The organism is Xiashengella succiniciproducens (assembly GCF_023674465.1).
Taxonomy (GTDB): domain Bacteria; phylum Bacteroidota; class Bacteroidia; order Bacteroidales; family Marinilabiliaceae; genus Geofilum; species Geofilum succiniciproducens.
The window spans coordinates 1370826-1385596 of the sequence record NZ_CP098400.1; the positions used below are offsets into that span (position 1 = coordinate 1370826).

General features: G+C 44.4%; 13 protein-coding genes. 10 read left to right on the top strand and 3 right to left on the bottom strand.

The features are described 5' to 3' along the window. Positions 1-71 precede the first annotated feature (71 nt). Positions 72-3086, top strand: coding sequence for a tetratricopeptide repeat protein (locus tag M9189_RS05735; protein WP_250725317.1), 3015 nt, complete (start codon positions 72-74; stop codon positions 3084-3086). 18 nt (positions 3087-3104) lie between these two features. Further along, complete coding sequence (locus M9189_RS05740; protein WP_250725319.1) at positions 3105-4871, top strand: TonB-dependent receptor; 1767 nt, start codon at positions 3105-3107, stop codon at positions 4869-4871. Positions 4872-4924: 53 nt separating this feature from the next. Here the strand turns inward: M9189_RS05740 and mltG are convergent, their stop codons facing one another. Next, the gene (mltG, locus tag M9189_RS05745) at positions 4925-5995 is read right to left on the bottom strand and encodes an endolytic transglycosylase MltG (protein ID WP_250725321.1); all 1071 of its coding nucleotides are present in this window, start codon (positions 5993-5995) and stop codon (positions 4925-4927) included. A gap of 88 nt (positions 5996-6083) precedes the next feature. Here mltG and M9189_RS05750 point away from each other — a divergent pair, with 88 nt between their 5' ends. From M9189_RS05750 to M9189_RS05760, 3 genes are read left to right on the top strand one after another with little or no spacing between them, the layout of a single operon-like run. Beyond that, on the top strand, positions 6084-6542 hold the full coding sequence (locus M9189_RS05750) for an SPOR domain-containing protein (RefSeq protein WP_250725323.1): 459 nt from the start codon (positions 6084-6086) through the stop codon (positions 6540-6542). Positions 6543-6587: 45 nt separating this feature from the next. Then, the gene (locus tag M9189_RS05755) at positions 6588-7784 is read left to right on the top strand and encodes an FprA family A-type flavoprotein (RefSeq protein ID WP_250725325.1); all 1197 of its coding nucleotides are present in this window, start codon (positions 6588-6590) and stop codon (positions 7782-7784) included. Next, positions 7781-8299, top strand: a complete 519-nt coding sequence (locus tag M9189_RS05760; protein WP_250725327.1) for a DUF7935 family protein — start codon at positions 7781-7783, stop codon at positions 8297-8299. Before M9189_RS05755 ends, M9189_RS05760 begins: the two co-directional genes overlap by 4 nt. 59 nt (positions 8300-8358) lie before the next feature. On the opposite strand, the gene M9189_RS05765 is transcribed toward M9189_RS05760, so the two are convergent. Then, the gene (locus tag M9189_RS05765; RefSeq protein WP_250725329.1) at positions 8359-9096 is read right to left on the bottom strand and encodes a cell division ATP-binding protein FtsE; all 738 of its coding nucleotides are present in this window, start codon (positions 9094-9096) and stop codon (positions 8359-8361) included. Positions 9097-9118: 22 nt separating this feature from the next. Further along, positions 9119-10312, bottom strand: a complete 1194-nt coding sequence (locus tag M9189_RS05770) for a pyridoxal phosphate-dependent aminotransferase (protein WP_250725331.1) — start codon at positions 10310-10312, stop codon at positions 9119-9121. A gap of 277 nt (positions 10313-10589) precedes the next feature. On the opposite strand from M9189_RS05770, the gene mce reads away from it, so the two are divergent. The 5 genes from mce to M9189_RS05795 all read left to right on the top strand — a co-directional run bounded on the left by mce (position 10590) and on the right by M9189_RS05795 (position 14727). Then, complete coding sequence (gene mce / locus M9189_RS05775; RefSeq protein ID WP_250725333.1) at positions 10590-11000, top strand: methylmalonyl-CoA epimerase; 411 nt, start codon at positions 10590-10592, stop codon at positions 10998-11000. Positions 11001-11047: 47 nt separating this feature from the next. Then, positions 11048-12610 (top strand): acyl-CoA carboxylase subunit beta, encoded by a 1563-nt coding sequence (locus M9189_RS05780; RefSeq protein ID WP_250725335.1) that lies wholly within the window; start codon positions 11048-11050, stop codon positions 12608-12610. Positions 12611-12681: 71 nt separating this feature from the next. Then, positions 12682-13020, top strand: coding sequence for an OadG family protein (locus M9189_RS05785; protein WP_250725337.1), 339 nt, complete (start codon positions 12682-12684; stop codon positions 13018-13020). Between the two features lie 15 nt (positions 13021-13035). Further along, on the top strand, positions 13036-13458 hold the full coding sequence (locus M9189_RS05790; protein WP_250725339.1) for a biotin/lipoyl-containing protein: 423 nt from the start codon (positions 13036-13038) through the stop codon (positions 13456-13458). 15 nt (positions 13459-13473) lie between these two features. Beyond that, positions 13474-14727 (top strand): sodium ion-translocating decarboxylase subunit beta, encoded by a 1254-nt coding sequence (locus M9189_RS05795; RefSeq protein WP_250725341.1) that lies wholly within the window; start codon positions 13474-13476, stop codon positions 14725-14727. The last annotated feature ends 44 nt before the right edge of the window (positions 14728-14771 follow it).

Sequence of the window (14771 nt, forward strand, 5' to 3'; positions counted from 1 at the left end):
AAAACATACCAAAACCTATATATTGGCGTTATTTTTGATATCAGTCGGAAACGGATAATTACGTTCATTCTATGATAAACCGCGTATTGTTTACAATAATTGCTGCAACTGTACTTAGTCAGTTTAGCATTTCGGGTCAGAAAAGTCCCGAGAGAGTTCAGCCCGAACGAGTCCTTGAAGAGGGAAAGCTATTGTTCGAACGGGGTTATTACGGTCTGGCCAGGGAGACTTTTGCCAGCCTCAGGGACATGGATGCCAGCGTCACGCTAAAGGATGATGCTTCATTCTTTGAAGCCCTGTCTGCTTTGCGTCTTGAACACGGAGACGCAGGCTACCTGTTTGAAAAGCATCTGGAGGACTTCCCACAAAGCAGGCATATCTCTCATGCTTATTTCAGGCTTGGGGAACTGGCTCAAAAAGACAAAAAGGATTCACAGGCACTTCGTCGCTTTGAGAAGGTTGACCCCAACGACCTTGACAAGGATGTACGCCTTGAGTTTTATTATAAGTCTGGCTACGCCTACTTTGTCAACGGTGACTATAATAAAGCCTCAAGACACCTTGCTATGGTCAAGGATGCTGACTCCAAATACAGTGCACCGGCATCCTATTACTATGCCCACATACTTTATGAAAAAGGAGACCATGAAGCAGCTTTACGCTCATTTGAGAAACTTCGTCATGAGCCAGGCTTCAGGGATATTATTCCATATTATATTGCCCAGATCTATTATATGCAGGGCAACTATGACAAGGCCATCGAGTATGGCACACCGCTGATGGCGGAAGCCAAGGGCCTTATGAGAACCGACCTTGCAAGGGTATTGGGCGACTCCTATTTTACTACAGGCAAGTATTCTCAGGCTATTCCCTACCTCAGCATAGTGGTTAAGGATAGTAAGAGTCCACGTCGTGAGGACTATTATCACCTTGGCCTGTCCTTCTACTTCGAGAAAGATTACGCCCAGGCAGCAAGCAACCTGGCACAGGTGACCTCCGGTAGTGACGAGATGACTCAGAATGCCTATTACCACCTTGCTGACTGCTACCTGCATACCGGTGATAAGAAGAATGCCCGTATTGCCTTTGAAGCTGCCTCTCGTGCAGACTTCGATAAGGCCATAAAGGAGGATGCGATGTTCAACTACCTGAAACTCAACTATGAGCTTTCTTTCTCACCCTTTAATGAGATTGTCAACTCCTTTATGCAGTTTATCAACGAGTTTCCCAACAGCCGTCATATTGATGAGGCCTACCGCTACCTTGGACAGGCTTTGCTGACAACAAAGAACTACAGGGAAGCACTTGCAGCCATGGAAAGCATCAAAACCAAGAGTCCTGAAGTGTACAAGGCCATGCAGAGAGTTGCCTATTACAGGGGACTTGAATTGTTTACAAACCTCCAGTTTCAGAGTGCCATCGAAATGTTTGACTACAGTCTGAAATACGGAGATCAGGACAGGGAACTGAAGTCCGATGCATTGTACTGGAGGGCTGAGGCTTATTACAGGTTAAACAACTACTCTGAGGCGCAAAAAGGCTACAGGGCCTTTTTGCAGGAACCTTCTGCAAGGAAATCTTCCGAGTATGCCTATGCTCATTATAACCTTGGTTATACTTATTTCAAACAAAGCAACTATTCAGAAGCCCGCTCCTGGTTCCAGCAGTTTATTAACCGCGGAAGTGATGCAGAACCTGCCTTTATGGGAGATGCATACAACCGACTGGGCGATACCTATTTCCTGGCAAGGGACTTCAAAAATGCTATTAGCTGGTATGATAAGGCTGCCGGATTATCGGGAGGTTCACCCGACTATGCTATGTTCCAGACAGCCCTGTCGCTGGGTATTTCCAACGACCATCAGGGTAAGATAAGGCGACTTGATAACCTGATTAACAGCTACCCGATGTCATCGTACGTGGATGATGCATGGTATGAGATGGGCAGGTCCTATGTTCACCTGGGCAACCTCGATGAAGCTATTCGTTGCTACAAGACTGTACGGGACCGCTTCCCGAAAAGCAACTTTGCACGTAAGGCAATGCTGCAGTTAGGTCTGGTATTCTACAATGCAGGTGACCTGGATCAATCCATGGTTTACTACAAGCGTGTTATCAACGAATTTCCCGGAACACCTGAGGCCGAAGACGCACTGCTTGGGCTGAGGGCTATCTACCTCGACAGAAACGATCCAAATGGATTTATCAGCTATACAAACCAGATAGGCGGATTTGCCAGGGTTGATGACCGCCAGCGCGACAGTCTCAACTATATTGCAGCAGAACGTCAATATATGTCGGGCAATTGTGAGCAGGCTATGGATCAACTCGACAGTTACCTGCAAAGCTTCCCGGATGGTCGCTTTGCCCTTAACGCCCACTTCTACAAGGCCGACTGTCAATACAGAAGTGGAAAGATGGATGAGGCACTGAGGGATTTCGAGTTTGTTGCAGGAAGAGGAAAGAGTCTGTTCTCAGAAGATGCTGTTAAGTATGCCGGACAAATCCATTACGTGAAAGGTAATTATACAAGGGCTCTTGATTACTTCCGTCGTCTGGAAGAAGAGGCCGACCTTGAAGAAAACAGGCATGAGGCCCTTATCGGTCAGATGCGTGCCCTTGCCAAGATGGACAATGCTGTATCAGCTTTAGCTGCTACAGAAAAGGTAATATCTAACCCACGTATGCAGCCCGAAATTGTGAGGGAAGCAAGATATCTCAAAGCATCCTCTCATCTCAAACTGGGTGATAAGGCAAATGCTATTAACGAGTACCGTCAGGTATCAGCCAATACAAGCAGTAAGGAAGGTGCTGAGTCCAAGTATATGCTTGCCCAACTGCTTTATGATGGTGGACGTAAGCCTGAAGCTGAAAAGGAAATCTTTGACTTTATTGGAAAGGGTACTCCTCATCAGTACTGGATGGCCAAGAGCTTCATCCTTCTGTCGGATATTTATGCCGACAGGCAGGAATACTTCCAGGCAGTTCAATATCTCGAGAGTCTGCTTGAGAACTACAAGGCTGAGGATGATGATATCAGGCAGATTGCAAATGAAAGGCTTGTACGTTACAGGGAAAGACAATAACAGGAATACAGCGATAATATGAAGACATTTAAAGCTCTGATGATAATTGCCGGTTTGATAGTCCTTATTCCGACAAGGGCACAGGAAGAAAGCATTAATCAGGAGGTAAGGGTTGTAAGGGAATACAACCCCACTGTATCTGATGCATTTAAGATAAACCGTATGCCTCAAACCGCTGAGGAAGAACTTGCAACTCCGGTGTTCAACTACAGCTTAAGTGCCAAGGCCATGGTGGGCAAGCCCGAGACTGTGCCCTTGGTCGCTGCACGTATGGGCAAGGAGCCACGTGAGGATCTCAGCAATACGTATTTCAGAGGTTATGTAGGAAACTACAACACCATTGGTGGGGCCTTGATGTACAACATCCTGCATAGCGACAAATATTCCCTTGCTTTGAAAGCTGTACACGAATCTTCACTAGGAGAGGTAGAAGTTACAGGTATTGATGAGGATGCTCAGTTTCATGAGTCTCTGGGTGGCCTGTATTTCAATCGCTTCTTTAAGCGTAATACCTTCAGTATTGACATGGATTTCAGTAATCTGGCCTACCGTTACTACGGCTTTGGTTCCCTGGAGCCTGAACAGGATTATGTCAATCGTTATGCTGACGTTGGTTCACCAGAGTCGGTACCAGGTAAAGATATCCTACCGGAAGCAAAGCAGCGCCAGACTGCATTTGACATAGTACTGGGGTTGAATAACAATGCAACCAATGGTCAGACTAATAAGTGGGACCTAAATATGGGATTCTCTACTTTCGGTACCTATACAGGGGTGAGCGAGAACCAGTTTATCTATCGTGGAGATTTTGAGTTTCCTATCAATGAACTGGGCCTAAAGTTTGAGACCGGAGTACTCCATGCAGGAACCAATAATGCCGTTAGCGACAATGAGTTTTTGTACAATTTTGTACGCAGACAGCAGACATTGGTAACAGTAAATCCGGCTCTTGTGCGACGTAAGGATGGACTTCTGCTGAACTTCGGTCTCCGTATTGGAGCAGGTTTTGACGAACTTGAAGATGAACTATACCTGTCACCTGACGTGTGGGCAAGTTATACAATTGCTGAGGGAATAGTGGCTATAGAAGGAGGTGTTACTGGTGAGATAAAGCCTTCTACCTACCGTTCAATAATGGAGGAAAACCCCTATGTATCACCTGATCTGAATGTGAAAAACGCATTTCATGGGGTTAAGTTTTTCTTCGGAACCAAGGGGAATTTCTCAAATGCAACATCATTTGCTGCAAGGGTTGAATACAGCGTATTTCGTGATGAACACTTTTATGTGAACCGCACCTTTACCAGAGAACCGGAACGAACAATGCAGGATTTTATCAACCAGTTTGATGTTGATTATGACGACGGTAACCTGTTGACTGTATCGGGTGTTTTCAATGCACGCTTTACTCCGGACCTTGAAATGACCTTGAAAGGAAGTTATTATGGATGGAAACTTGATTCCTTGTCACATGCATGGCAGAGACCTGATATGGAAGCCGGAATTCGTTTGACCTATCGCTATGACGAGAGTCTAACCCTCTATGGTTCATTCAATGTAATTGGTTCAAGGAATGCTGCAATTCCGGACCTACTACTTCCCGAGCAGGCTGTAGTCTCTCTTGATCCTGTATATGACTTTAATCTAGGAGCCAACTACAGCCTAAACAAAAAGTGGCACTTCTTCGGTGAAGTGAGAAATATGCTTGCCTCCAGATACAATCGCTGGTTTGGTTACCCTAGTCACGGTATCAATGCTATAGTCGGGCTCGGATATTCCTTCTAGGTGCTATTGAAGCAGCTGAAGTATGAGATTAAAGTAACGGCAGGATTTACAGCTTATCTGTAAATCCTGCTTCTATTTAGTGCTTTGCGGTATTTCTCGGCGTTGATATTGTGCTGACGTAGAGTACGGGCAAAAGCATGGTAACCCGAGAAATCATCCTTGGCACACATATAGAGGAAATCGTGCTTTTCGTAGTTGAGTACCGCATCAATGCCGTCTACTGAAGGCATTCTGATAGGGCCGGGGGGCAGTCCGGCATAGATATAGGTATTGTAGGGGGAGTCTATCTCAAGATCCTTTGTCAGTATCCTGTTTACAGCAAAGTTGCCGATAACAAACTTAATAGTGGGATCAGCCTGAAGCCTCATGCCAATATCAAGGCGGTTGATATATAATCCTGCGACACGAGGTTTCTCATCCCGTTTGATAGTTTCCTCATCTACAATTGAAGCAAGAGTGGAAACCTGAACCGGTGTAAGCCTTATAGTCTCAGCTTTTTTAAGTCTGTCTTCATTCCAGAATGCATCATATTCCTTCTTCATCCTTTGCACAAAGGCCTTAGGACTGGTGTTCCAGTACATCTGATAGGTGTTTGGTATAAACAGGGCCATCAGGGTATTGGGCTGAAAGCCCACTTCCTCAATCAGCTGCTCGTCAGTAAAGGCCTTCATAAATGCTGCTGAGTCTGCCTCCAGACGGTCGGCAAGAACAGCAGCGAGATCCTCCAGTCTGCGGATATTATTGAAGGTAACGTTGACCGGGGTCTGAGCTCCGGACCTGAGCATATTTACGAGTTCGTTATTGCTCATTCCATTCTTCAGAATGTAGCGTCCCCCTTTGGGATTAATAGGGTAGGCTTTCTGACGGGCTACCCAAATGAAGCTTTTCATGTCCTGGACCGCACCACTGAGTTCAAGAAGACCTACTACCTCTTCGAAAGTCGGATCAGAAGGCAGGTAGAGTTCGATTCCCTTACTGTCTTCAGTCACTACATTGGGTCCGAAGATGCGGTTGTAGAACCTCAGAGAAAAGGCAAGCATCACTACTAGCAAAGCGCCAATGATGTACATTGAAATTAATACTTTGCGGTTTATCCGGGGCTTTGAACTTCTTTTCAGAACCATGTTATAAGATTTTGTTTTGCAAAGAAAGTACTTTTTTGTTTGTTGCTGAAAGTTTATCTTTGGTAGCCGGTAACCAAACAAGGAAAATATGAGATTAGTGAAATATGTGATAGTTGTGGCTGCAGGAATGCTCCTGCTTTCTTCATGTGCTAGTATGCGCAAAGGTTCAAGCCGTTTTGATTCAAGCGAATCAATATATGTAAAGGAAGAGCCCAGGAAGGTTGAGGTTAAACAGACAGCACCTGAGCCAAAGCCGGAACCGGCAATTGTTGTCAGGGAAGAAAGAGTAACCCCTATTGGTCAGACTGGCCCCAAGGGTAAATACTATATTATTATTGGTTCATTCCAGGTTTTGGACAATGCCCGTCGATTCAGTAATGACTTGACTAATGAAGGATTTTCTCCAATACTATTGGAAAGCGAACATGGATTTTTCCGTGTTTCTGTTGCTTCATTTAACGATGAACTGGATGCACGTTCACGACTTGCACAGATCCGTAGCCAATATCCTAAGTATAATGACGTTTGGTTGCTGATCAGCCTCTAACCCCCATTACCCCTTAACGAAGGTGTTTTTATTAACTACAGTAATATGTACAAACCGGTAAATCTTGCGAAGGATGTTTTTTATGTAGGCGTTAACGACCGCCGTACACATTTGTTTGAGAATATGTGGCCACTTGAACGAGGGGTGGCATATAATTCATATCTGATCACCGATGAGAAGGTGGCTTTGATTGATGGAGTAGAAATAGGACAGGTAGAGCGTTTCCTGAAAAAGATCAGGGCAGTACTGGGTGCGAGACCAATCGACTATCTGGTGATCAATCATATGGAGCCTGATCATGCCGGTGCAATACAAATTCTCAGGGAATTATATCCCGATATGAAGCTGGTCGGAAACAAGAAGACCATACCGATGATTGACGGGTATTTTGGATTTAGTGACAATTGTATAGAAGTAGACGAGGGCAGTAAACTGGAGCTTGGGAATCACACCCTTCAGTTTTTTATGATACCCATGGTTCACTGGCCTGAGACCATGGTGACCTACCTGTTGGAAGAGCAGATTCTGTTCTCGGCCGATGCATTCGGAAGCTTTGGAACCCTTGACGGTGGCATCTTTGACGATGAGATGGACTTTGATTACTTCAAGGATGAGATGCGCAGGTATTATTCCAATATAGTTGGTAAATATGGAAGCCCTGTACGTAAGGCTTTGGAAAAGCTTGCCACACTTGATATAAAGATGATAGCTGCTACCCATGGTCCGGTGCTTCGTACACATATAGCTGAAGTGCTGGATATGTACAATCGTTGGAGCAACTACATGGGCGAGGAGGGAGTTGTGATAGCTTATGCATCTATGTATGGACATACAGAAGAAATGGCCGAGGTGATTGCTCGCGAGATTGCAGAACAGGGTGTCAGATCTATAAGGATGTATGATGTCTCTAAGACTCATCCATCTTATATTATTTCAGATATTTTCAAGTACAACAGTTTGATACTTGGAAGCCCCACTTACAGTAACGGGTTGCATCCCAACCTGGAGTCATTGGTAAACAAGCTGGAGACCATAGGTATTCCGCAGCGTAACTTTGGCTTCTTTGGTAATTTTACCTGGGCCGGAGCTGCTGTTAAGAGACTTCAAGGCTTTGCCGAGACTTCCGGATGGAAGGTCGTGGGAGTTCCCGTTGAAGAAAAGCATGCCCTTAAGAGTAGCAAGTATGAAGCTTGCAGGGAACTTGGAAGGGCTATGGCAAGTGTTGTTAAAAACGGAAAATGAAAGAGTTAGCACCATACTTTCTACCAGTATTTTGCACGATGGCTTTTGCCATCGTGCTTACAATACTGTTTCTGCGCCAGGAAAACAAGAAGCGCAGGCATGAGTTGAGGCTGAAAGAAAGTCTGGAGCTGATGCGACTTAGATTTCAGGCCTATGAGAGGCTTATTCTGCTAATGGAGCGTCTAAAACCTGAGGCCCTTGTTCTTCGTGAACAGAAGCAAGGTCTTACCACATTGCAGTTTCAGACCCTGCTTCTGAAGATTATACGTCAGGAGTTTGACCATAATATAGCAATGCAGCTTTATGTGGATGACAAGACCTGGACTAGGGTCAAAGCTGCAAAGGAAGCACTTGTCAAACTGATTAACACAACCGCAACAGGAATAGCCAATAATGCCTCTGCACTAGAGTTGAGCCGGCAGATTATTGAAGGTGCCGGTGGAGAAACCATCCTATATTTCAATAATGCGATTGCCGCTATCAGGGAAGAGATGAACAAGCTGTACGGTAAGTAAAGCTTAGCTTAAGCCGCGGTTTATTATATGCAGAGGCCTAATGCCAGTAGAATCAGTGCCTATCTGAGAAGGTCAAAATCTATCTCTTCCTGCTGAGCCTCCGACAATCTTGAATCCTCACACTTAACGGTACGTCCCGGATACTTCTTGATAAGGTTGTAATTGTGCGTAGCCATTATCACAGCCTTGCCATCATCATTCTTACAGATCTTATGAAGGAGCTGCATCAGTTCGTCCGATGTGTCGGGGTCTAGATTGCCTGTCGGCTCATCTGCCAGGATAAGGTCTGGTTTATTGAGAAGAGCCCTTGCAATAGCAATACGCTGCTGCTCACCACCAGAGAGTTGGTGGGGCATTTTGTATCCCTTGTGTACCATGTCCACCTCTGAGAGTACTTCCCTGATGCGATGGTCCATTTCTACCTTGTTCTTCCAGCCAGTTGCTTTCAGCACGAATAGGAGGTTGTCGTACACATTCCTGTCGGAAAGAAGTTGAAAATCCTGAAATACGATACCCATCCTTCTGCGGAGGAAGGGGACCTGTCTGGTTTTAAGTTTCCTCAGGTCAAAACCGACGGCAAATCCCTCTCCTTCGCGGAGAGGGATTTCACCATACAGTGTTTTTAAAAGGCTTGACTTTCCACTACCGACACGACCTATCAGGTACATAAACTCGCCGGGTTTAAGTGCAAACTCTACATCTTTCAGGATAATATGTTCATCCTGCCTCACGAGCACATTGCTAAGGCTAACCAAATAACCCTGGTCGTTTACGGCAGGTATCTTCTCCTTTGACATTTCGGGGCTTTACTTTTATTAATTATTTCAGTTTTGCAAGCGCTTCTTTCATCCTTGTAAGACCTTTCTTTAGGTTTTCGTCGGATGTCGCAAAGGAAATACGCAAACAGTTGGGTTCACCAAAAGCCACACCAGTAACCGTTGCTATAAGCGCATGTTCAAGTAGATACATTGTCAGTTCGGTAGCATCCTTGATAGTTGTCTTACCATCAGACTTCCCAAAATAGTAGCTCACGTCGGGGAAGAGGTAGAAAGCCCCTTCGGGAACGAAAAACTTCAGTCCGGGGATGTCTTTTACGATGTCAACAACGATATCACGACGGCGTTTGAAAGCTTCACACATCTTGATTGACTCATCCAGAGGACCTTCATAAGCAGCAAGAGCAGCTCTCTGGGCTATACTTGATGCAGCAGAAGTCAGCTGGCCCTGGATTTTAACACAAGCTTCAGCAATATCTACAGGAGCAGCAGTAAAACCGATACGCCATCCGGTCATTGCATAGCCTTTTGACACCCCGTTGATAATAATGGTTCTTTCGAGCATACCAGGGAAGGAAGCTATTGATACCGGTTTTCCGGAGAATGAGATCAACTCGTAAATCTCATCTGATATAACTTTGATCTGTGGATGCTTCCTGATAATATCAGCCAGTTTTTCAAGTTCCTCAGCAGAGTAAACAGCACCTGTAGGGTTGGATGGTGAGTTTAACATGAGCAGCTTGGTTTTTGGCGTGATAGCCTTTTCAAGCTGTTCGGGAGTTATCTTGAATGACTGGTCAATACTGGTTCTTACTATCACAGACTTACCTTCACACAGGGTTACTATATCCATGTAGGTAGCCCAGAATGGAGAGGGAATAATTACTTCGTCACCATGATCAACAACGGCAAACATGGCATTAAACAATGCCTGCTTAGCACCTGTGGAAATCACAATTTGTGACGGAGCATATGTTAGTCCGTTTTCTCTTAATAATTTATCCGAAATAGCCTTTCTAAGGTCCTGGTATCCCGGAATTGGGGGGTAGTGGCTGTAGTTGTCATTGATTGCCTGAATGGCCGCATCTTTGATATGCTGTGGCGTATCAAAGTCAGGTTCGCCAATACTAAGGCTGATTACATCCAGTCCTTTTGCTTTAAGGTCTCTACTGCGTTGTGCCATCAGGAGGATCTCAGGTTCCGCCAGATTTCTTACTCTTTGTGCGATTGTTTCCATAAAAAGATGTCTTCTCTAGGCTGGTTTTAACATGGTTATAGGGTAACACCGGGGCATTGTAGTATATCCAATCGTTAAAATTATGACAGAATAAAACTAAAACCCGGCACGAAGTTCAAAAATACAATTTTTTTCGGATGAACAGCGCTAATCTGAAAATTTGACCCTACTGTTGTTCGCTTATGTTGTATAACAACCTTTTTTTGCGCTGGTTTTTATGGTTTTGGTGACTTTTAATCCCTACTTTTGTAGGCATTATTTGAAAAATTTAACTGAAATGAAGCCGACACATATTGAGCACATTGGAATTGCAGTAAAAAGCCTCGATGAGGCAATACCTTATTATGAAAAGGTACTTGGGCTGGAGTGCTATGCAGTTGAAGAGGTAGCAGACCAGAAAGTAAAGACTGCCTTTTTTATGGTAGGTCAGACAAAAATCGAATTGCTTGAATCAACAGATCCTGAAGGTCCTATTGGAAAGTTTATTGAAAAGAAAGGTGAAGGAATTCACCACATTGCTTTTGCAGTAGAAAATCTGAAGGAAGCATTAACTGCAACTGCCGAAAAGGGAGTTAAACTCATTGACCAGGAACCACGTAAGGGTGCTGAAGGACTTAATATTGCCTTTTTACATCCCAAGTCCACTTTTGGTGTATTGACCGAGTTGTGTGAACATCCTGAGGAGTAATTACGTTTGTTGTCTGAAAATTAATAACTAACTAATTCTGTTTCATTATGTCAACGACTCAGGATAAGATTCAGAAACTGATCGATCAGCGTGCAAAGGCAAGGCTGGGAGGTGGTCAGGATAAGATCGATTCGCAACATGCTAAGGGCAAGTTTACAGCCCGTGAACGTATTGAGTTACTTTTGGACGAAGGAAGCTTCGAAGAGTTTGATATGTTTGTAACTCACCGCTGCACCAACTTCGGAATGGAGAAAAACAAGATTCTTGGTGATGGTGTAGTTACCGGACACGGTACTATCGATGGAAGGATAGTATATGTGTTCTCACAAGACTTTACTGTTTTCGGAGGATCTCTTTCAGAGACCTTTGCACAGAAGATTTGTAAGGTGATGGACATGGCCATGAAGGCTGGTGCACCGGTTATCGGTATCAATGATAGTGGTGGTGCCCGTATTCAGGAAGGTGTAACATCACTTGCGGGATATGCTGAAATCTTCCAGCGTAATATCATGGCATCCGGTGTAATTCCACAGATTTCAGCCATCTTTGGACCATGTGCCGGAGGTGCAGTTTATTCACCAGCATTGACTGACTTTATTATGATGACTGAGGACAACAGTTATATGTTTGTTACTGGTCCTAAGGTCGTTAAGACAGTTACCGGTGAAGATGTAACAACTGAAGATCTTGGTGGTGCACAAGTACATGCTACCCGTAGTGGTGTATCTCACTTCATGCTTGAGAATGAGGAGGAAGGTCTGCTGCTTATCCGTAAGCTGCTCTCTTATCTGCCACAAAACAATCTGGAAGAAGCTCCGTTGGTAGAGTGCTTTGACCCAATCGACAGGATTGATGATTCACTCAATTCTATTATCCCGGATAATCCCAACCAGCCATACGATATGAAGGAAGTTATCTACACAATCGTAGATGACGGGGAATTTCTGGAAGTACACCGCAATTATGCAAAGAACATCATTGTAGGTTTTGCCCGTATGGGTGGAGCTTCTATAGGAATTGTGGCTAATCAGCCCAACTTCCTGGCTGGTGTTCTTGACTGCGACGCATCTAGAAAAGCAGCACGTTTTGTGCGTTTCTGCGATGCTTTCAATATTCCTATACTTACCCTTGTTGACGTACCAGGATTCTTACCAGGTACAGGCCAGGAGTATTCAGGTATCATCACTCATGGTGCCAAACTGATGTTTGCGTATGGTGAGGCTACAGTTCCCAAGGTTACAGTTACATTACGTAAGTCGTACGGAGGTGCCCATGACGTAATGAGCTGTAAGCAACTGAGAGGTGACCTTAACTATGCATGGCCAACAGCCGAAATTGCTGTAATGGGTGCATCAGGTGCTATTGAGGTATTGGAAGGTCGGGCAATCTCCAAGATTACTGATCCTGAGGAGCGTGCTAAGTATATAGCAACAAAAGAGGAGGAATATAAAGAAGCGTTTGCCAATCCCTATCAGGCTGCTTCTTATGGTTATATTGACGATGTGATTGAGCCCCGCAATACCCGTTTCAGGGTTATCAGGGCTTTCAAGAGCTTACAAACAAAGAAGCTTACCAATCCTCCCAAGAAACATAGTAATATTCCTTTATAATTCATTAATACCGTACCATGCGGCAGTTGCCGGATGGTACGGATTTTCAGAACACTTAAACATTTTTGAGTATGAACCTGGATTGGGCGGATGTGTTTGTCATAGCACTCGTAGGCTATGCTATTGTATTTTTAGTACTTGCCTTGCTGGTGATGATTTACAAGAACATTCCGAAATTTATTGACTTTCAAGCGAAACGCAAGCTCAGGAGGCAGGGTAAGACAACAGAGGATCATTCTATAGAAAAAATGCCGGCTGAAGTAAATGTTGCAATTGCACTTGCTTTGTCCCTGTATCTTACTCCAAGCCATGATGAAGAAAGCCATATCATTACAATAAAGAGAGTTTCACGTACATATTCTCCATGGAATTCGAAGATATATGGAGTAAGTGGTGTGTTCTCCCGATAAAACGTATTTGACATTATGAAGAAGTTTGATTTTACAATAAACGGCAATAGGTATGCTGTTGATATCAAGGATATAGAGGATAACATAGCTCAGGTTGAGGTCAACGGTACTATTTATGAGGTTGAGATACACCGCGAGGTGAAGCAGTCTAAAACCCCCAGACTGATGCGTCCTGCTGTAAAGCACAGTTATGGTGAAGAAGCATTTAAGAAAAAGGAGGGAGTATCTCCTGTTGTTAAGTCTCCACTACCAGGCGTTGTTCTTAGAATTAACTTTAAAGAAGGCGATGAAGTTAACAGAGGAGATAGCTTGCTGGTAATGGAAGCCATGAAGATGGAAAACAATATTTACTCTGAGCTAAAGGGACGTGTTAAGTCTATTAAGGTACAGCCCGGACAGAGTGTCCTTCAGGGTGATATATTGATGGAGATTGAATAATAAAAAGACTGCGTTGTGAAAAGATTTTCAGCTATTTATACGGTTATTGCACTGCTTTTTGTGTTGTTTGTTCCCTTGATGCATGTGGAAGCGCAGGCAGTTGCAGGTTCAGGAAGCGCTTTGACCTCGTTCATGGATGGTTTCAGTGGCTTTTTACAGGAAAGCGGCTTTTACAATGCTACCTGGGGTAATATTTTAATGATCTGCGTCGGACTTGTCCTGATTTATCTGGCTATTCAGCGTGGTTTCGAACCACTTCTGCTGGTTCCCATCGGTACCGGTATTATAATTGGAAATATTCCTATCCAGCTTGACGGAACTGCTGCTATAGGTATTGAACAGGAGGGTTCTGTGTACTACTATCTTAACCAGGGTGTTAAATTAGGGATCTATCCTTCTCTGATATTCCTTGGTATTGGAGCGATGACCGACTTTTCATCGCTAATTTCTAACCCACGTCTGATGTTACTTGGTGCAGCTGCTCAATTTGGTATCTTCGGAACCTTTATCGGTGCCTATGCGTTGGGTTTTCCGGTAAAAGAAGCTGCTGCAATTAGTATAATAGGTGGTGCTGACGGTCCTACAGCCATCTTCTCTGCGTCTTTGCTTGCGCCCCACCTGTTGGGTAGCATTGCCATTGCCGCATACTCATATATGGCTTTGGTTCCAGTAATTCAGCCACCGGTAATGAGACTGCTCACTTCAAAGAAGGAGCGTCTAATAAGGATGAAGCCTCCTCGAGCGGTTACCAAGACCGAAAAGATATTGTTCCCCCTTATAGGGTTGATTATGACCACCTTTATTGCACCCAGTGCATTGTCATTGCTTGGTATGTTGTTCTTTGGAAACTTATTGAAAGAGTCAGGTGTAACCAACAGACTTGCTGAAACTGCACGAACTTCGATGACTGACATCGTAACTATTCTATTGGGTATGTGTGTTGGTGCATCCACAAGTGCAGCAAAGTTTCTAACCATAGGTTCAATAAAGATTTTTGTTCTCGGTGCATTCTCATTTGCAATTGCTACAGCCGGTGGTGTTATAGTTGCCAAGATTATCAACCTCTTCCTTAAGGAAGAAAACAAGATTAACCCACTTATCGGAGCAGCCGGTGTATCTGCCGTTCCTGCAAGTGCACGTGTGGCTCAGAATGAGGGGTTGAGGGAAGATAAGTCAAACCACTTGCTGATGCATGCTATGGCGCCCAACGTTTCGGGTGTTATCGGATCTGCAGTGGCAGCCGGGGTTATGCTCAGCTTCCTATTGTAAGAAGAATAATGCAGCATGCCTCGAGGCATGCTGCAACTGTTTTA

Coding starts and splice junctions, on each gene's coding strand:
- M9189_RS05740 (WP_250725319.1), top strand. CDS start 3,105: ATGAAGACATTTAAAGCTCTGATGATAATTGCCGGTTTGATAGTCCTT.
- M9189_RS05780 (WP_250725335.1), top strand. CDS start 11,048: ATGTCAACGACTCAGGATAAGATTCAGAAACTGATCGATCAGCGTGCA.
- M9189_RS05790 (WP_250725339.1), top strand. CDS start 13,036: ATGAAGAAGTTTGATTTTACAATAAACGGCAATAGGTATGCTGTTGAT.
- M9189_RS05735 (WP_250725317.1), top strand. CDS start 72: ATGATAAACCGCGTATTGTTTACAATAATTGCTGCAACTGTACTTAGT.
- mltG (WP_250725321.1), bottom strand. CDS start 5,995: ATGGTTCTGAAAAGAAGTTCAAAGCCCCGGATAAACCGCAAAGTATTA.
- M9189_RS05770 (WP_250725331.1), bottom strand. CDS start 10,312: ATGGAAACAATCGCACAAAGAGTAAGAAATCTGGCGGAACCTGAGATC.
- mce (WP_250725333.1), top strand. CDS start 10,590: ATGAAGCCGACACATATTGAGCACATTGGAATTGCAGTAAAAAGCCTC.
- M9189_RS05750 (WP_250725323.1), top strand. CDS start 6,084: ATGAGATTAGTGAAATATGTGATAGTTGTGGCTGCAGGAATGCTCCTG.
- M9189_RS05765 (WP_250725329.1), bottom strand. CDS start 9,096: ATGTCAAAGGAGAAGATACCTGCCGTAAACGACCAGGGTTATTTGGTT.
- M9189_RS05785 (WP_250725337.1), top strand. CDS start 12,682: ATGAACCTGGATTGGGCGGATGTGTTTGTCATAGCACTCGTAGGCTAT.
- M9189_RS05760 (WP_250725327.1), top strand. CDS start 7,781: ATGAAAGAGTTAGCACCATACTTTCTACCAGTATTTTGCACGATGGCT.
- M9189_RS05755 (WP_250725325.1), top strand. CDS start 6,588: ATGTACAAACCGGTAAATCTTGCGAAGGATGTTTTTTATGTAGGCGTT.